14 protein-coding genes are annotated in these 19,472 nt (G+C 49.1%); 7 read left to right on the top strand and 7 right to left on the bottom strand.

The genetic code is table 11. The annotated features are described in order from the left end of the window. The first annotated feature begins 96 nt into the window (after nucleotides 1-96). Nucleotides 97-939, top strand: coding sequence for a universal stress protein (locus tag ACJJIT_RS01215; protein ID WP_252083498.1), 843 nt, complete (start codon nucleotides 97-99; stop codon nucleotides 937-939). 79 nt (nucleotides 940-1,018) lie between these two features. Here the strand turns inward: ACJJIT_RS01215 and ACJJIT_RS01210 are convergent, their stop codons facing one another. Beyond that, nucleotides 1,019-2,665, bottom strand: a complete 1,647-nt coding sequence (locus ACJJIT_RS01210) for an alpha-amylase family glycosyl hydrolase (protein WP_444899687.1) — start codon at nucleotides 2,663-2,665, stop codon at nucleotides 1,019-1,021. 280 nt (nucleotides 2,666-2,945) lie between these two features. Here ACJJIT_RS01210 and ACJJIT_RS01205 point away from each other — a divergent pair, with 280 nt between their 5' ends. From ACJJIT_RS01205 to ACJJIT_RS01185, 5 genes are all read left to right on the top strand, one after another. Next, on the top strand, nucleotides 2,946-3,800 hold the full coding sequence (locus ACJJIT_RS01205) for a DUF3014 domain-containing protein (RefSeq protein WP_444882929.1): 855 nt from the start codon (nucleotides 2,946-2,948) through the stop codon (nucleotides 3,798-3,800). A 322-nt stretch (nucleotides 3,801-4,122) separates the two neighbouring features. Next, a complete protein-coding gene (locus ACJJIT_RS01200) occupies nucleotides 4,123-6,120 on the top strand; it encodes a DUF3857 domain-containing protein (protein WP_444899686.1) in 1,998 nt (665 codons plus the stop codon). Between the two features lie 3 nt (nucleotides 6,121-6,123). Continuing rightward, nucleotides 6,124-8,304, top strand: coding sequence for a hypothetical protein (locus ACJJIT_RS01195; protein ID WP_444899685.1), 2,181 nt, complete (start codon nucleotides 6,124-6,126; stop codon nucleotides 8,302-8,304). Nucleotides 8,305-8,891: 587 nt separating this feature from the next. Then, entirely contained in the window at nucleotides 8,892-10,574 is a 1,683-nt protein-coding gene (locus ACJJIT_RS01190) for a VCBS domain-containing protein (protein WP_444899684.1), read from the top strand. A 55-nt stretch (nucleotides 10,575-10,629) separates the two neighbouring features. After that, nucleotides 10,630-10,929, top strand: a complete 300-nt coding sequence (locus ACJJIT_RS01185; protein WP_444882933.1) for a hypothetical protein — start codon at nucleotides 10,630-10,632, stop codon at nucleotides 10,927-10,929. A 151-nt stretch (nucleotides 10,930-11,080) separates the two neighbouring features. Here the strand turns inward: ACJJIT_RS01185 and ACJJIT_RS01180 are convergent, their stop codons facing one another. The 6 genes from ACJJIT_RS01180 to ACJJIT_RS01155 form a co-directional block, all read right to left on the bottom strand. Next, entirely contained in the window at nucleotides 11,081-12,601 is a 1,521-nt protein-coding gene (locus ACJJIT_RS01180) for a tryptophan halogenase family protein (RefSeq protein WP_444899683.1), read from the bottom strand. Between the two features lie 134 nt (nucleotides 12,602-12,735). Continuing rightward, on the bottom strand, nucleotides 12,736-15,600 hold the full coding sequence (locus ACJJIT_RS01175; protein WP_444899682.1) for a TonB-dependent receptor: 2,865 nt from the start codon (nucleotides 15,598-15,600) through the stop codon (nucleotides 12,736-12,738). Nucleotides 15,601-15,914: 314 nt separating this feature from the next. After that, nucleotides 15,915-16,877: a glucokinase gene (glk, locus tag ACJJIT_RS01170; RefSeq protein WP_252083507.1), complete on the bottom strand. Its 963-nt coding sequence runs from the start codon at nucleotides 16,875-16,877 to the stop codon at nucleotides 15,915-15,917. 226 nt (nucleotides 16,878-17,103) lie between these two features. Further along, nucleotides 17,104-17,412 carry a DUF1272 domain-containing protein gene (locus ACJJIT_RS01165; protein ID WP_444899681.1) on the bottom strand — a complete coding sequence of 103 codons (309 nt, stop codon included), beginning with the start codon at nucleotides 17,410-17,412 and terminating at the stop codon, nucleotides 17,104-17,106. Between the two features lie 414 nt (nucleotides 17,413-17,826). After that, nucleotides 17,827-18,138, bottom strand: coding sequence for a cupin (locus tag ACJJIT_RS01160; RefSeq protein ID WP_444899680.1), 312 nt, complete (start codon nucleotides 18,136-18,138; stop codon nucleotides 17,827-17,829). Nucleotides 18,139-18,198: 60 nt separating this feature from the next. Then, nucleotides 18,199-18,495 (bottom strand): hypothetical protein, encoded by a 297-nt coding sequence (locus ACJJIT_RS01155; RefSeq protein WP_444899679.1) that lies wholly within the window; start codon nucleotides 18,493-18,495, stop codon nucleotides 18,199-18,201. A 352-nt stretch (nucleotides 18,496-18,847) separates the two neighbouring features. On the opposite strand from ACJJIT_RS01155, the gene ACJJIT_RS01150 reads away from it, so the two are divergent. Then, nucleotides 18,848-19,441, top strand: coding sequence for a TetR/AcrR family transcriptional regulator (locus ACJJIT_RS01150; RefSeq protein ID WP_444899678.1), 594 nt, complete (start codon nucleotides 18,848-18,850; stop codon nucleotides 19,439-19,441). Nucleotides 19,442-19,472: the final 31 nt, after the last annotated feature.

Raw genomic sequence — 19,472 nt, 5'->3', positions numbered from 1 at the left:
CAAATTCCCCGCGCCAGAGCCTCTCCGTGATAACTTAGACCCAGGAGTCAACTGCATAAGGCAGGGACCAGAAAGACCCATTGATCTGGAGGAAAGATGGAGCAGCAAAACACCGTATTCGTGGTCGTGGACCCCAACGATGACAGACATGTGGCCCTGGAACGCGCCCTGACCACTTCCCGCGGGCGCAAGCCCCAGCCCCGCTTGGCAGTGTTTGTCGCGGTGGATGGCGAAGCAGTAGATACCCGCGCAGTGAACGACCACCTATTCCGCGATGAATCCTGGTTCCGCGAGCAGATCCGCGAACCTATCTCCGAGGCCGGTCTCTCCTGCGAGATTACTGTGTGCTGGTCCAGCGACTGGCAGGCGGCCATTGTGCAGGAGGCCAAGCGCTGCGATGCGGAAATGATCTACCTGCCAGTGCACAAGAAATCCAGCCGCCGCTTTACCTTCGCTGAATCCAAATGGCGAGTGCTGAAAACCGCACGCTGCCCGGTGGTACTGATTCGCCCCGGCGCCAAGGCCGAGCGCAAAGTGGTGCTGGCCACCGTCAACTATCAGGCGAAGACCCTGGAGCAACGCCAGCTAAACCGCCAGATCAGTGAGCGCGCCACCTATATTGCCGGCCACTACGGCGCCGAGCTGCACTTGGTAAATGCCTATCTGGACTCCATGCGCTACCCAGATCGCGGCGCACTGGCCAAGCTCGCCGATAAAACCGGCGTACCCACGCACCGTATTCATGTGAAGCAGGGCTATACCAGCGATGTAGTGGAAGCGGTGGCTAAAGAAGTTGATGCGGATTTGGTGGTAATGGGCACTCTCAACCAGTTCGGTGAAACCGGCTCGCTGTTGCGCGGCAATACCGCCGAGCGGGTGATCGGCCAGTTGGACGTGGATGTGATGGTGTGCAACCAGTTCACCAACACGGAAGTGTAAATCCCGTTCGAAACTTCTGCGAAAAGCCCGGCAATCATTTGCTGGGCTTTTTCTTTCTTGGGCCGGTTAAAAACCAGGACTACTTTGATTTAGCTGAAAGCAGCAACAGATCCCCACCGGTATTAAAAGTCACACTGCCACCCTCAACTTTTGCACGCTCACCGGAATAGTAATCTGTTAACACCGTACCATCGGTAAACACACCTTTTACAGAAATGCGCTTCTCCCCACGGGGCAGCTCCATTGCCACCACTACCGGCTGCTCCCCCGCTAAAGTGCGAGCAAAAGTGTAGGGGTTATCGGCGAGTTTCTTGTGCACACCAGCGCCCACGGCGGGGTGTGCGCGGCGGAACTGACCGAGCTTCTGCCAATGGGTGAGCAGTGCACGAGTTTCAGCTTTTTTCAGATCACCCCAATTCATGGGGCTGCGCATGGCCGCATCGCCAAAAGCGCGAGCATCGGTCATGGGGCGCGCCAGCTCATCGCCGTAATAAATTTGCACCGCCCCCGGTGCCAGCATCAGTTTACTGGCGGCAATGCGGGTCTGTTGGCGCTCGCGATCGAAGGAGTGGTGGTCGTCGTGAGAGCCCAGATAATTGAGCACCCCCAAGCCCTTTAACGCGCCAGAATTCAATGCGCTGGAATAACTGGAGAAAATTTTCTCCGCGGGCTCGCCGGCCACCTGGGCAAAATCGAAGTTGATCAGACTATCGAAACCATACTGGTAAAAATCCACTTGTTGATCGCTGTAATCGTAAACACGACCAACGGTGGGACCATAGTTATTCACACCAAAGTGATAAACCTCACCCAGCATAAAGAAATCGCGATCATCGAGTTTTTGCTGTGGATGTTTTGCTTTCCACTCAGCCAGAGCCAGATCCGCCTCTTTTTTCAGAATTGCCCAAGCTTCGGGCTCGACATGTTTTACCGTGTCCACACGAAAGCCATCCACACCGTATTCCCGCACCCAATCGGTCAGCCACTTGATCAGATAGTACTTGGGCGCGCGCGGATAGCCGGTGCGCTCGAAAAATGCATCCAACTCGCTCAGTTCCTGTTGCAAGCGGCCCTCGCGCTGCCACTTATCCACAAGCTGCGGCGGCAGCGCCACGGGCTTATCGCTCTCGGTGAGGATGTCGGTGAGATTAGCGTGGATCGCGCACTCCACATTACCGGCGTAATCAGACCAATCGCACTGCGTGCCTTTGCGCAACCAGCTAGCGGGCCACTCCGGGTCCTTTGCGGTTATCGGGCCGGTGTGGTTGAGAATCACATCGAGTAACACACGAATACCGCGCTTGTGCGCGGCCTCTATCAGCTCCGCTAACTCGGCCTCAGTGCCAAAGTTGGCATCCACTGCGGTCCAGTCTTTGGGCCAGTAGCCGTGGAAGGCATAGGTGCGCTTGTCAGAGTCATTGTGACCGTGGATATTCTCAATGACCGGAGACATCCAGATAGCATCTACCCCCAGATCGTTGAAATAGCCCGCCTCAATTTTTTCGATCACCCCGCGCAGATCGCCACCGGCGAATCCGCGCAGATGGGCCCCGTCATCCTTGCGCCCGTAGGGAAAGTCATTGCCCTTATCGCCGTTATAAAAGCGGTCCGGCAACATAAAATAGATGGTGGCGTTGCGCCAAAAGGGATCAATTGGCCCCTCGGCCGCCGCTGCCTGAACAGCTCCCAGAAACAGACCTATTAATAAGCTGGTAAATTTAACCATTGCTCTCTCACTTATTCGCCGCGCACATTTTCACCAGCCAACTCTAATCGGCAATGGGATTCCTACATCCTCCCAAGTGGGGGCGTAGCCAGTACTTGTTTTCGTCACTTTCGCAAACAGCAGACGCACAGGATTTTCGCAATAGGCAAAAAGCGAAGTAAATCCCCTTTGCGACCGGCTGCGGCGGAGAGTAAGGTAAAACCCAGACACCACGGAGAAACCGAAGGGCTTTGCCGTGGTCAAAGGGTCACATTCTGATAGCAGCAAAAGGAGGCAGGGAATGTCGGAACAACAGTCTAGGCATGGGTGGATCATCGGAATTATTGTGGTGATCGTCGTCGCCGCGGCAGCCTATTGGCTGTGGACTGGCGAGGAAAAAAAGAAAGAAGTTCCCCCTACCAAAATTATTGAAGAACCCCAAAGCACCCCGGAGCCAGAAACTCTGGAGCAACCCCAGGAACAGGCCACCACGCCTGAACCCCAGGAACCCGCTCCGGTGGAAGAGCCCAGCAGGGAACCACCGCCTCCACTCAATGAGAGCGACAAGGCCGCTTATGACGACCTGATGAGCCTGGCCCCAGACAACGCCCTGTCGCGCTGGTTGGTAAACGATGAGGTGATTCGCAAATGGGTGGCTGCGGTCAACTCCGGTGCGCGAGGAAACCTGATCCACAAGCACCGCCCACTGAAAACCATACGCGGCCCTATTGTTGTTACCGGCTCCTCGATAGAGGGCTACCAATTGTCGCCGGACAATTACCGTCGCTACGATAAGCCTGTGCGCCTGTTCGCCTCAATGGATACCGATACTGCAGTGGGCCTTTACCAGTACTGGTATCCGCGCTTGGCGCAGGCCTACGGTGAGTTGGGCATGCGCAATAAAACCTTTCACCAGGTGGTGATTGAAGCCATCGATAAGGTACTGGCAGCCCCTGAAGTTGAAGGTCCTATCAAGCTAGTGCGCCCATCGGTCTACTTTAAGTTTGCCGATCCCAAGCTTGAGAAACTGCCCGGTGTACAAAAATTGATGATTCGCATGGGCCCGGATAATGCCGCGCGGGTGAAGGAAAAACTCAAGGAACTGAAGCAAAAACTGGAGGCCATGCCGGTTCAGCAGCCAGAACAGTCCCAATAATCTCTCAAAGATCACCGGGCCTTTACAGAGAAGGGCTCGGTGATACCGACTCTTCCACTTCGTCGTTTATACCCCCACACAGACCAACCTCTTACTCAATATATTCTGTCTCAGGCATGGGGTATATTTACCGGCACACTTGGCGGTTAACGGAGTACCGTCATCCGACGCTGTTCCAAGATTTACAGGCAGCGCTTGAGAAGCTCAGGAGGAGCTACCGGTTTACTGGGGCCAACCGGTAATTACCTGCATTTCAGCTTTAGCTCCCTCGGTATCCTAATCAGGGCTATTAGCGCCCATTGCAAAACTATTGAGGCTCACCTTGAAATATCGTTTCACCGGCCAGCTGCTGGCCGCCGCACTAATCCTTGTCACCTCACTCGCACAGGCAGCCCCAGAACTCTTATTCAGTACTACTCCCGAGTGGGTGGAAATATTAGAACCAGTAGAGTCAAAACGCCCATCGCAAGGCAGTGTGCGGGTGCACCTATCCAACTCCCAGCTTCGCCATAGGGGAAAAAAGCAACAGTATTACTTTCAGATCGTGGTCGAACCCCTGAATCAGCAGGGGGTCAGTGAAATTGCCGAGCTGAACTTCAGTTTCTATCCGGCCTTCCAAAGGCTGCAGGTGCACGATATCAGTGTACAGCGTAACGGTGAGCATCTAGATCGCTTGCAAAAGGATGGTTTCAAGCTTTTCCAGTCTGAGCAGGAACTCTCCAATAAACTCTACTCCGAACAATGGAATGCGCTGTATATATTGGAAGATATTCGCCCCGGCGATATTATCAGCTACGCCTATACCATTGAGGGCAGCAACCCGATTTTTGCCCGTAGTGATTTTGGCCGTTTGTACCTCTCCTGGCCTCAGGCAGTAGATCGTCGTTTTGTAAAAATTAGCAGCGACAAGAAGCTCAATTACCGATTTAACAAGCGCGAATATTCTGTCCAGCAAAGTCACCTGCAGGACAATCACACCTATACCATCGATCTGCGCGATGTGGCCGGAGTGCCGATGGAAAGTGAATATCCATACTGGCACGATCCGCTCAATTACTTCCAATACTCCAGCTACGACAACTGGGGACAGGTTAATGACTGGGCCCAGAACCTTTATCAGATCAATCGCACACTACCGGAGTCATTAAAAAACAAACTGGATAACTGGCGAGCACAGCTGGGGTTGGAGGCGGCAGTCAGCAAGGCGATCGAGTATGTACAGGAAGATATTCGCTATTTTGGCATTGAACTGGGTATCAATTCCCACCAACCCAGAACACCACAGGAAACTCTGGAGAAACGCTACGGGGACTGTAAAGATAAGGCCCTACTGCTGACCAGTATGCTCGCCCACTTGGGGGTACAATCCTATCCCGCCCTCGTGTCCTCCTCCCGCGGGCGGGATATCGGCAAGGATATTCCCTCCCCGGAGACTTTTAACCATGTGATAAACCTGATCGAACTGAATGGCCGGGAATACTGGGTGGATGCCACGGCTTCTGGCCAGGGGATTGATATAGAGAACAAAGGCTTCTTCGACTACGAATTGGCACTCCCTATTACTAAGCAAACCAACGCGCTAAAAGCCGTAAACCCAAGCTCGGAAAGTGTTGCCAATCTAAGTGCTCGTATCGAAGAACAATACGATATCAATGCGGCAGAAAATCGTGCGGAGCTCCGCGTAAACTCCCGCTTCTCTCACCGTAAAGCAGAGCAGGTGCGCCAGTTCTTCCTCTCTGCAGACACAGAGCAAATCAAAAATAGCTACACCAATTTTATTGCCGGATATTATCCGGGGGTGAACACCAGCCCCGAGATCACCTACAAAGACAGCCTACAGGAAAATCGGCTGGTGGTATCCGAGCACTATCAAATTGGTGACTTTGCCCAGATAAGTTCCGCACGTAAGATATTTTCCCTGTATGGTTCCGCCTTGGTACCCTATTTATCCAAGCCTCAGCACCCCATTCGTCAGAGCCCGCTGGCCCTGACACATCCCGTGGATATTCAGCAGAGTGCAAGGGTGAGTATTCAGGGGGAGTTGCTCTGGCAGGAAGAATTGGGCACAACCACGATCGATAATTCCTGGTTCAACTTCACTCGCAGCGCAAAGCTGGAGAACAGTGCCCTCCAGGTGGTCTACAACTTTAAATCCAAAGTCGATCATGTAGAGCCACAGGAGGTGCCTGAATATTTAGCCGAGTTCAATAAGCTCGACAGAGCGCTGCAATATAAATTCTGGGCCAAAGGGGAAGCTTCTTCCAAACGCAATAAGAGCCAGGAAATGAAAAACCTGATTAAATCTTTGATCAGGAAGTAAGCCATGAAGAAGCTGCTTTTTGTTCTCACTCTATTACTGCTGGCCTCTTGTGCCTCACAATCAACAATACATACACCGGTCGATCCCTTACAGGACTTGACCCGACAAGTGATATACGCACCCGAATCTGTGCAATACCCCACTTATTGGAGCGAGTACCTAAAGTCTCCTCAATCTCTCAATTCACTAGAAGCGCAGCGGCGTTACCAGGCAGAAATGACTGCGCTAGAGACAGGCCAAAAAAGCTGTGCAGAGGTAAATTGGCAAGAAGTTACCCAGCTCAATAGTATTTCTCTGCTGCCGCACCTGAGTGCCACAGAGTGCTATGAATCCATTGGTAATGACGAACTCGCCAGCTACCACCAAAATATTTTTAATTTTATTGCCAGAGGAATACTGTCAACGCGCAGAGGTGATACTTTCTATAGCGCTTATGAAGTGGCCAGCTGGGGCGATGCCGAGGACCTACTCAATATTTCCGGTTTTGAAATACTCGATAGCTATTTTGAATTTGCCGCGAGTCGCAGTGGTCTATACAGGGTTTACAATGTACGAGACCCCAATAACGGAAAAGTCCGAAAAATTTATTTTGATAACAACCGTTTTCTACATCGCCTGCTCGATATTCAATACCCATTCGCGGGCCTCTCCGATGCCCTGTATAAAAAAATACTGCTACCTCTGGCAGATTCTGACTATTCCGCTCTACACGCTATAGGCCAAGTTCAAGAAGCAGAAGGAAATTTCCAGCAGGCCGAACACACCTACTTGAAAGCCATTGGTATGGGCTCGCTCACTGCCAATATCAGCCTTGGTAATTTGTGCCTTGAGGGTAACAGTACAAAGTTCGCAGTGGATGAATGCGCACAACTCTTTGTTGCCGCCGCAGACCTGGGGCTGCAGGAAGGCAAAATTATGCTTGCCTATATCACTTCCATCGGCCTGGGAGTAGAAGTAGACACGGAGTTGACCAGCCAGTTATTGGCAAGCGCAGCGGAAACCCTACAACGGGGCGAAGCCGAGTACGCAATGGCCTTGCTATTAGCATCTGATCAATACGATATGCCAAGAGCTGACTTGGCAGCACATTACCTGCAGCTTTCCGCAAAGCAAGGCTATGCCCCGGCACTACTAGAGCAGGCGGGCACCCACCTAAAAGATAAGCCTGGGCAACAGAAAATTTTCACAAACCTGATCAGCCAGGCGGCTAAAGAAAACTATCCTCCAGCGCAGTATTACTATGGCAAGTACCTGCTTGAAGTGGCAGACGAAAATCAAAGCCATCAAGGCATGTATTTTCTACAACAATCCGCAGAGGCCGGCTTTCCCGCAGCCTTATATCTAAGGGGAAAAATTAAAGAAAATGGTCTCTACCAACAACAAGATGCACTTTCTGCGCTGAAAGACATCGAAGCAGCAGCCCTTCGTTGGCACTTGCCTGCACAATTACGTATGGGTCTATTCAACTCCAGAGGAAAAATTGTACGAACCGATCACGATCGTGCCTATGGCTGGTATGCCCTCTGTGCAAAAGCAAACAATCTCGATTGTGTAACCAACCTAGGTTATGCCTCCGCTCTAGGTGTGGGTGTTGAACAGGATTACCAGCGCGCAGCTAAAATCTACCAGTATGCCGCAAGCCAGGGTTCCGCAAGAGCCAGCTACAACCTTGGTTTACTCTACCAAAATGGCCAGGGAGTAGGCCAAGATCTACAGCAGGCTAAGACTTACCTGACGCAAGCCGCCGAAGCAGGTTCTGTCGATGCAATGAATGCCCTCGGATTTTTATATCTTTCTCAAGATGGGGATCAGCTGAATTATGCTGAAGCACTAGCATGGTTTGAGCGCGCCTCTAAACATAACTCTAAGTATGGTTTCTATAATCAGGGGCGCATGTATGAGAAAGGACTAGGCGTAGCCGCCAACAGTGAACGAGCCCTAAGTCATTACCGAAGCGCTTCCGAGCTTGGGCATACCGGCGCCTCCCTAAAACTGGCTAAAGCATATAGTGCGGGAGAGATCACAAATTATGACCTTAAAATGGCCCTGCATTATTTAAAATTGGCCACAGAACAAAGTGGCAACAAAACCATAAAAACGACTTTGCAAAAGTGTCAGAAATCACAATATTGCAATCAGATAGAAGTCGCAGAGTTAATAAGTCTCTTATCTACTGAAGAATAGTCACTCAAAACACATCTAGAATAAGTGACCAAAAAGAGTTTGGTCACTTTACTCCCCTCTTAGAACATTATTGACACTCAAGTGAAGCATTGCATATTTCTTGCACACAAATTCAATTAAATGCATGAGTACAGACTCAGAACAAAATTTTATTTCGCGGAGTAATATGTGTTTTATTCATACCATGGATATCCAGAATTTACCCGTGTCATAGCTTTCCGTAGAAACCTCAAATATTTATCTGACTTCACAGAATAATAAGCTGGCCTCCCTATAATTCGGTCCGAATTATACCAAATGTAATCGAATCGATCGGGACAGACATGAACGAGTCATTAAAGTTACTTACAGCCATAAGTTTATCCGCTTTTCTTACAGCCTGTGGAGGGGGAGGGGGAGGCTCCGATAATGACAGTAACAATGGTGGCAACCCTGTAAGTGGTGATACAAGTACAGGCACTGATACAGGCACTGATACAGGCACAGACACAGACACAGACACAGACACAGACACAGACACAGACACAGACACAGACACAGACACAGACACAGACACAGACACAGACAGTGATAAGGACTCACCAGGAGTGATCACTGGCGGTGAAGGGATTGTCACTGAAGATATAAAAACCTCAGCTTCCGGCCAGTTGAGTGATAACTCTAAAGCCAATCAAAATTTTGAGGAATCAGATCTTCAGGGAAAGTATGGCAACCTCAAAATTTCCTCAGATGGCAGTTGGAACTACTCTCTAAATAGTAAACTTGCTGATCCACTAAGTGCTAATGAAATTGCCACAGATAAGTTCACAGTTGGTTTTGGCAGTAACGAAGAAACCACAACCATAACCATATCCATAACTGGAACTGATGATCCCTATACATTTGATCCAGGTTCACCTCTCGCAAAAATGGTTGTAGATAGTAGGGAGCACGCTCAAGGAATTATGATAATAGAGGATATCGATGGCGATACTCCGAAATTTGTCGAAGGCACCTTCTCTGGCAATTATGGCGAATTTAAAGTTTCCAATAACGGAGGCTGGGATTACACTCTTAATAACAACACTAATAACTTGAAAGAAGGTGAAACAGTAGAAGATACCATCAAATTCCACTTAACGGATGGTGTAGAGCAGTCGGTTACGTTTACTGTAGCTACTATAGATCCGACAGAGAGCAGCATTGTATTTATTCTAATGAACTTCTCCGATGGGGCTGCAACAGACCAGGGCGATCTTACTCATATAGCTAACACTGTATTCAATGATGTAGATTCACTTGATAATGCTTATAGAGAAAACTCTTTCGGACAACTCAAGTTCCTTCGCCATCGTGTCAAGGATAAGTCATTACAGCACTATTGTTACGGTGAGCAAGGCAAGGAAGAAACTTCACTGGATTGCATCGTCTTCGACATTCCCGATAGTGAAAATGGCGGAATCTTGAGTATAGAAAATGCTGTTGCCCGAGCACAGGCCGGCCAAGAAGGGGAGTATACAGATGGTGGCTTTGAATGGCGTGATAAGGCTTATCAATGGGCAACAGACAATCTTTTTGATGAGAATGGCAAACCCCTAAATCTGCGCAACTGGCGTCATCAAGTTTTTATTTACCCAAATGCATCTTACAGAGCAGGTCTTGTCGGTGCAGGCATCGCCAGTGTCGGAGGTGGTATGAGCCTGGTCGCTTCCTTCGCTGATCAAAATGTCATGGGACATGAATTAGGTCACAATATTGGCCTCAGCCATGCAGGCCTCGACAGTAATAATGATGGAGACACTAACGACAGTGGTGATAGCGAATACGGTACTGACGGCTCCCTCATGGGCAACCGATCCCAATCAAGATTATTTGGCAGTGCTCACCGAGAGTATATGAAATGGTATGATCTCTTTCCTGAGTACACCGAAACTGTTGAGCAAGTTGTCCCCTCCTCCCAGGATTTAGAATTAGAAGCCATTGAATTAACAGCCGGAGAGCTTTCCGGCTCTCTGCCTCAACAGCTAAAGATAGAAAGTGCTGGCAGCCAAAATGGCGGAAATCATTATTACGTCAACTATCACATAGCTCACGATATACTTAACCCACGATCACAATTTGAAGGTTCAGTAACCGTTCATTATCTTAATGGTAGAACATCCAACCATGTTGCTGTACTTGAACAACCAGGTGACAGCTTTACCGACTCAAAAATTGGGCTCTCAATTACATATAAATCTAAGAACTCTTCCAGTAAATCAGCTGTTGTTAATGTAAGCTATGGACAATAGTTTCTGAGCAACTTGACCTATTCCAATCAGAATGGTTATTAAAAGGATAAATATTATGTTAAGAATTTTTACACTGATCGCGGGGTTGACTCTCACTTTCTTTGCTCAAGCAGAAGAGGTTGTAACTGGAACCCTGGAGGAAATCATCTCTGAAGATTTTGAGACTGGGAAAGTAGAAAGACGCTTCGCCTTGAAAGATGAGCAAAGTGGCCACTACTATTTTATTGAAGTAGATGAATTAAAACGCAAGGGCATGAAATCTGGAGACCGAATAAAGATTCGCGGTGAGCGTGGTGAAAGACGTATGCTACACATCCGGGAAACACAAAAACTTAAAGCCGAAGGAGAGGAATAATCCGGATGGCTTACCCTAACAGCAAACCAGTGCTTGGGTTTCTTTTGCAAATTATTTTTAGATCGTGAAAGTGGAATCGTAAACCTAAGCACTTACTTCTTATCGATTTTTAGCCCTGCCTATTGCAGGGCTTTTTACACTTCCCATTAATTCAGCCACCATCTCCCAACGACAATAAATGAAGCTGCTGTAAATGAGATTTAAAATTAAGGGCGCAACGGCGATTAAAATCCTTGATCCCCTCAATTTTATACTTATGTGCGAGTTCATTCCCCGATCGTAATTGCTCCTGGCTCGGATAAACACCCTTCCCGGTCAACAGGCAATTCCAGGATACATTCGGGAAATAGACATCCAGTTTTTGATCCAGTAGCTCATCAGTAATATTCTTGCCTGCCATCCAGGACATCAAGATTGAACGCAGGGAGGGAGATATCTTTTCATTAGTGCCATTGGCAATCCAATAATCTGTATCTGTTCTCGAACTAATACGGTAGTGACAGACGATATAGTCCCGCACCGCATCAAAACGAGCGCTGATACGATTATTAAAGTCATCCCTATATTTATCAGTATGATCACCATTGTTATAAGCCTCTATAAAGCGCACAACAGTCTCCTGAACCATATCAAGCGCCGTTGCCTCTAAAGGCTCAATAAAGCCTTGGGAGAGCCCCACCGCCAGGCAGTTCTTGGCCCAGTGTTGGGCAACCCGTCCCACCTTGAACTTTAATCTACGCGCCTCGACATCACTGTCCAACAACCCCAAGTGAGCGCGAAATTCCGTTTCTGCCTTGTCATCGTCGACAAAGCGAGAGCTGTAAACATAGCCGTTGCCATTGCGATTAGTCAGCGGGATTTTCCAGGCCCAGCCATATTTCATTGCAGTAGAAATAGTGTGCGGTGCATACTCCCTTTCCTGGTCTGTAGCAAATACAACCGCAGAGTCGTTAAACAGACTCTCAGCACTGCTGATAAAAGGAACTTTCAGGGATTGTTGTATAAGATTTCCACGGAAGCCGGAACTGTCCACATACAGATCCGCTTTGAGAACCTCACCGTCAGTAGTTTTCAGGTGATCAATATTCCCCTGTGCATCGAGCATGGCACCAGCCACTGTCGCCACCTTATAGCGAACGCCTTCCTGTTCTGCAACACGACGCAGGAACTGGCCCAATAAACCAGAATCAAAATGGTAGCCATAGGCAATTTCAAAAGGGAAGTTTTCCGGTGCGACTGGAGATAATTTTTGCCGGATCATCTCAGTTGCCAGAAAGAAGTGATCCGGGTGCCCCTCCAGGTCAACGCCCTTCCTGCGCAGATAACTATTATGAAAAAATGCCGGGATAGTAAATTGGTCCGGCTGGCCGACAAAGGGGTGAACATACTCGGTAAAGCCCGGCTTAACCGACCAATCCCTAAAAGTAATTCCGACTTTGTAAGTAGCGTTACAGGCAGGCATCCACTCCGATTCGCTAACCCCTATAGTCTCCATAAAACCTTTTAGTGGCGGAGTTGATCCCTCCCCCACACCGATAATCCCAATATCCGGTGATTCCACCAGGGTGATTTCAAACCCTTTATTCTGCCAATGGGTCGCCATCAGATTGGCGGTTATCCAGCCAGCGGTACCCCCGCCAAGAATAATTATTTTTTTACATTGATTGCTCATGGCAACTCTCAAAAATTCGGCACCGCACTTGTTTTCGGGCCATTTGATATTCCAAAAAAACCGCCCGGCAAGCGTAGCTCAGCGGGCGGTCTCTTATCACATCTCCGGTTTTACACCGAAAGAATCAGCGATACTTAGTAGCTATAGTTCAAGCCGAGGTAGAACTGACGCCCAAACTCAGTGTATTCACCGAGAACGCCATCTACTCCGTAGGATTTCACATCAGCCTCATCCGTAAGATTGTTCGCTGAGAAAATCACATCGATACCATTATCAAATGCGTAGGATATCTGTGCATCGACAGTGGTATAGGCCTGCGCTTCCACTGGTGTGGAGCTACCTGGTACCGGCATATTCAGGATAAATTCATCCCGATAGCGAACATTGACGTGGGAGCTGAAATTACCAATATCCCAGAATACTGTAGTGCTCCAGACATTTTCAGAGAGGCCCGGCAACGGCAGGTTTTCACCATAGAGGCTACCGCCACTCACTTCGGTTTCACTCTCAGTATATGAATAGCTGGCGGTCATACCCAAGCCAGCCCAAATACCCGGCAGCTGATCAAAGGTTTTGGTACCCGCAAGCTCAATGCCGCGAATATATCCGCCCTTGTCGTTATTCACGTAAGTTTCGAAGGCACCGGCCTCCAGGCCAACGGGAATTTCAATACCCAGAGAATCAAACAGCGCCGTTCGATCTGCTTGGCTGTCCAGGTAGATATACTGCTTTTCTACCAGGCTTTCGATATCTTTCCAGAAAATCGCTGCAGTTACCGCGCCGCCATCTTCGAAATAGTGCTCATAAGCCAGGTCAAACTGGTTTGCACGGAAAGGATCGAGGTAGGGAGACCCCTTGGTCCATACATTGTATTCAGTATCCTTCGTTTCGTTATTAACGCTGTTCCAGGAGCCAGCGCCCCCTTTCAGCTGCCCAACCGGCGGACGGCCCATCACTTTAGCTGCAGCAAAGCGAATATAGTCCTGCTCGGTCAGCTCAAAGTTCAAGTTAAGGGAAGGCAGGGTGTCTGTGTATTTGGGGCCGTACTCAACATAGTCGTAGCTATCTGAAGTTACACCCACGTCATCAGTAATTTCGATACCATTGCCAGCACCCACATTTTGGATACCGCTGGACTTCACATCGGTCTCGACAACCCGTACACCGAAATTACCAGTTACTGGAATACTACCCAGCTGGGTTTCAATATTGGCCATCAGGTAGTAGGCAAAAACTTCCTCTTTCAAAGCACCGGACTCAACGAAAGTCCAGTCCTGGCTAAATACCTTTTTACCTTTGTAATTACCGGCACCAAAAATACTGGTAGCCAGGGCATCCATATCGTTGACTACGAATTGTGGTATCCCATTAGTGGATTCAACGCTGACATAGCCGTCCAGTAGTTGCGGCTCACAATCGATGTCGGACAGGTTATCCGCACAGTAGTCATTGAATTGACCATCGCGACTACCGTAAAGGAAGGCACCACGCTCAGAGTCGAAAGTGCGCTCAGAGACACGGAATCCAGTTTCAATAGAGGCAATAGCTCGCCACTCCAAATTGAACTTGTAATCGAACTTGAAGGCTTCAACTTTATCTGTGTATTCGTGGGGGTACTCTTCGTAGCGCGACAAACGCATGGTATCCAGATCGGTGAAATCTACATCGGAGAAAACGCCTGAGGGAATACCGTCGCCATTGAGGGAATAGGCAAAGCTCTGCCCAGCAGCTTCCTCCCAGGTCTCTAAGTTACCATCGTCATCGTAGGTCAGGTCGTAAGCGTGCATGGACACAATCTGGTCCTTGCGCGTCTTGGTGCCCTTACTATAGGAGTAGTCAACGGCCAGGGTGTGGCGGTCACCTAAATTCCACTCCAGGTTCAGACCAATACTATCGCTGTCCGCCTGAGTGGATTGATCCTCCGAGCGGGATTCAAACCAGGGGCTGGAATGATCAACTGTTTTAGGGTCCGTAATAATTACCGTACCATCGGTAACCACACCGCCATTCACTTCGGTATCGGAAAGGGTGTAAAAGTTTGTATTAGCCAGGCCACCAACCGTAATACCGTGGCGAGTATCAACACGCTCAAAGTCAGACTTAAAATAATCTAACTGGGCCTTGAAGCTATCAGTAGGCTCGAAAACGACGCTGGCCAGGTAACCATTACGGGTATCGGTACCATCACCGGATTGCCACTGGAACGCTCGCGGTAAAGCATCTTCACTGCCATCACCATCGAAATCGTTCCCCGGCTCATAACCGATCTGGTCGTCTGCACCCGTGCGGGACTTTACAAAGCTATTCGGCTGCTCAAGGTGGGAATAACCCAGGGCGACGCCCACCTTGTCATCCATAAATTTACCCATGTACGACAGGGTAACGCGCTCACCGAACTCGTCGGCACCGACGTCGTCTGCTGCGTCGTTAAACGACATACGCACATTGGCATTAAAGTTGTGTTCTTTCTCGGCGTCGAGAGGATTGGCTGTTTTCAGCTCTACAGAGCCCGCTACACCACCTTCGATATGAGAGGCTTTCGGAGTCTTGTAGACCGCGGCCTGATTAATCAACTCAGCTGGGTACTGGTCAAAAGATATCCAGCGAGTACTTTCGGTATAACCACTGGTAGAGGCCTGCTCACGACCATTCAGGGTGGTCTGCAGGAAGTCGCCGTTCATACCGCGGATATTTAGCTGTGAGGACTGACCGTTGGATCGCACGGTGGTTACCCCGGGCAGACGGCCCAGGGCATCAGCGATTGATTGGTCGGGAAGAGATGACAGAGCGCCCGCATCTACCACATCGGCCACAACATCGGCGGCGCGCTTGGCTTCAACGGAGTCCAAAACGCTGGTGCGAATACCGGTAACTGTTACTTCTTCCAGTGTTTCCTGCTCCTGCGCATAGGCCCCAACCGAGGTGGACACGGAGGCCGCGATGGCAGCAGATAGCAAAGTGGGTCTGAGCGCCCCTTTACCTTTATTGGATAGACTCATCATCTTCTCCCTGGACTTATCGTTATGTTGAGACCCTGCATCCTAGGGCGGCCCCTAATCCATAACATCCTCCCCTGAGGGGGGAGGAGGTGGGAGAAACTGTGACTGCTGTCACGCGGCAATGCCGCTTAATTGTACGCGATAGAGTTAACGTAAAAGATACCTGACAGGAAAGGCGAAAAAGGGATTTATAGCTTCAACACTGTGAAACCTCCTGGAGGCCAGGGGTAAGGGGGTCCTGAGTATCCTCTCAACTATTTTTGTAGCGCCCCCGAAATGGTTGATCTCCTCTTTTCAGGGGCAAAATAGGCAAATCAGCCTTCTAACTGCACCGCAGCACCGATTAGAGCTTGGTAACCGGCATTCAAGGCATATACCGGCACGGCTTCCAGCCACGGTGCAACCCGACCCTTGTTAAGAAAGCGCTGTTCGAACTCACTTTCTGGCAGTAGCTCAGCGATCCGAGGCAGGATGCCCCCTCCCAGGAAAACACCACCGCGAGCCCCCATATACAGCGCAGCATCTCCCGCGGCACTGCCAAGGAAATTGAGGAAATCCAGCAGGGTTTCACGACACATAGGATCGGTATTATCCAGGCCACGGGCGCTCACATCCGGCGGTGTCAGTGCCTCAGGAGTGCGGCCATTTAACTCACACACGGCACGGTAAAGGTTCACCAATCCGCTACCAGAAAGAACCCACTCATTAAAAACCGGACACCGACTCTTCATCAGGATCTGCAGCAATTGCAGTTCGCGTTCAGTTGATACTGTCAGGTTGGCATGGCCACCCTCGCCTGCAAGCACATGATAGCGGCCATCTGCCTCGGCTAAGCCTGCCACGCCAAGGCCGGTTCCCGGACCCAGTACTACCATGGGCGCACCCTGTGGACGAGGCACATCCCTCAGTACGGTATAATCGCTACTGGACAGGCGCGGTAGAGACTGAGCCAGCGCGGCAAAATCATTAATCAGCTCCAGATGGGGGAACTGAAATTCCTCGGCCAGGGCCGTTGCATCAATGCTCCAGCCAAGGTTCGTCATATAAACGCGCTTTCCAGAGGGAGTCTTCTCCAGCGGGCCTGCAGCAGCAATACACACTTTCTCTGGCCTGGGCTGATCGAGGCTATCGAGCCAATGCTGCAACGCAGCATCAAATCCTTCAAAGCGTTTGCAGTCCACTACTTTCAGCCCCTCTAGCTGATAGCCCTCTGCAATTGGCTTGGCTATCGCAAAACGGGCGTTGGTGCCGCCGATATCCGCTACGATACTCGTCATAGTTATCCCTGTTCAGATCCCCAAAAAAAGGAATATAAGTTACGGGGTCAGAGAAGATATTGCCAGTCCCAAAAGTATTCCTACCGGACCATTCAACCCAAAAAGAAACCGGTTAACCCAGAGAGCCTCTGACATATTTGCAGTAAAATACCGAGTAACCACACTAATTAGACTACAAGCTTTTGATTGGTCACAGGAAAGAGCTTATTTAAGTTTAAGCAAAACTTTAGCGCGCCTCTGGGGCTACCGCCTTCAACGATGCAGCAAAGTCTCGCATCTCCTCTTTACTGTAGCGACTCAAAACCCGATTTTGCGATGCAGGCTGAAATTGAATCCCCACCCCTTGGCGTCTCGCCACTTGCGGCCGTACCGGACGAGGGCAAAATCCACCTCCACAATTGGGACAGACATTGCTCAAAATCTCCTCAACACAGGATTTGCAAAAGGTACACTCATAAGTGCAAATCATCGCTTCTACAGAATTAGGGGGGAGATCTTTATCGCAACTCTCACAATTCGGTCTTAATTCAAGCATTCTAGACTCCCTATATTGGCTAGAAATTTTTTGATAATAATCGTTTTCATTACTTGCTGTTTATGTGGATAAATTTACCAGTCCGAAAGTTGTAGGTAATTCATATTCCGTTATATCAGGCAAAGAAAAAACCACCCTTTTTTTTGCATAAAAATACAGACTGCTTTCCCAACCGGGACAAATAAGAACGCTCAAAGAAAACCGCCAATATTATCGCAAATTTTGCAAAAATAATGGTATAAAAATGACAATAAATCGTCATAATCCGTCATCTACGTCCGGAACGGAATACACAGCAGTTAATCTTTCGCTTCCCGACCTAGGCAATCAGCTTCGTAAGGGTTAATCACAGTCGCACATAATCAAGAATAATTTCTAGTAAAATGTGTTTTTTTCAGAAAGAAAAAGATTTATCTAAACACTTCCCTCAGATTCCACAACCAGAATGCGAGCCTCACCAACAGGATGAGCTACATGTTCCGTGCCCTCGGAAGCGTGGAATATATCACCAGGTCCAAGAAGTTCCGATTCGGTTCTACCTGCCACTTTGTAAAACATTTCTACTTGACCATCGAGAACAGCAAAGACTTCCTGGCCATCATTGATATGCCAAATATAAGGTTTATTAGTCCAATGCAGTTTAGTGGTAATCCCGTTCATATTTGCGATAAGTTGCGAGTCCCAGGGCTTACTACCGGTAAAATCTCTGCTACGCACTATTTTCATAATGTTTATTCCAATATCGCTTTATAAAATTTCCGGAACCATCATTTAGAGAGTCGGTAACTATAAGGCGGATTCTTCAGGCGCAGGGGAAGTCATGACACCATTTTCATCAGCCATTTTTTCTGCCAGCTCATCAACTCGCCTCACCCCAAAAGTCACCGTTGGTGGAATGCCCATCCCCAGATCGATGTCCGCAACACGATAATTACATCCCCTGGCTTTGAGAATGGCATTCACCTTCTCCTGCTTCTCAACCGCTTTGATAACGGTATTGGCTATTACTTCATCACTGCTAAAAGCGGTTACGGACTCATTGACCCTTTCACCGAGTTCCTTGGCTTTATCAAAAATACCCATAATTTCCTATTCCTTCTCTATTCATTCGCGGCCGAAATCATAGGTTAAATATCTATTTTTAGGAACCGCAAGCAGGTAGCCCTGACTCCACCTCGGGGCAACAACAATCAAAGGTTAAGACGAGCTGGTCACTTACAGCAGAGGCTTTGAGTAACCAGTTAAAAAGGGCCCATTAGTCAGCACCAGGCCTTTGTACAAAATAAGCTGACCACCTATTCATTAACCGGCAAATCCGCTGGATTATTCATGCCAAAACCTATTTACCCCTATAATTTTGAGACTCTCCCCCTCTCGTCTTGCCCACCCCAGATTGATATGTCACTATCATTTTTTTGAGGTTTGGTAACGATAAATGAGTGGGCGCAAGCAGTTCGATGAGTCACAAGTACTAGACAAGGCCATGCGCGTTTTCTGGGAAAAAGGCTACAAAGCAACTTCCTTGTCGGATCTTGAATCGGCCATGGGACTGAATAAATCCAGTATCTACAACACCTTCCAAAGCAAGGAAGGGTTGTATGGCCGCTGTCTGGAACATTTCCACACCCAATATGCCTGCGATGCTATGGATACCTTGAACCACCCGGACTTCCGAACAGCCATGGGCGGCTTCCTGGAAATGCTTCAGTCTGGTATCGAGAGCTCTGAAACTCCTGAAGGCTGTATCGCTACTATGGCAGCAATGGAGGTGGGTGCCAGTGAAGGATTTCTCGCTGACCTGGTAGCAAAGGGTACCAATGATATGCTGAACCGAATCGAAACCCGTATGCAGAAGGCTATTGACGATGGCCAATTGCAAGCCGGTGTCGATTGTGCCGCCCTCGCCGCGATGGTTATGGCGGTAAGCCGAGGCGTAGTGGCCCTGAATAAAGGCACGGGCAGTACCACAGCAGGCAAAAACAGTTACCAACAGCTATCCACAATTCTGGACCAGTATACACTTCCCTAAAAAAAGCCCACCCCAAAACTTCTTGCCTCTT

Source organism: Microbulbifer mixtoriginis (SeqCode), assembly GCF_052467515.1.
This window is presented reverse-complemented; position numbering and strand designations above follow the sequence as displayed.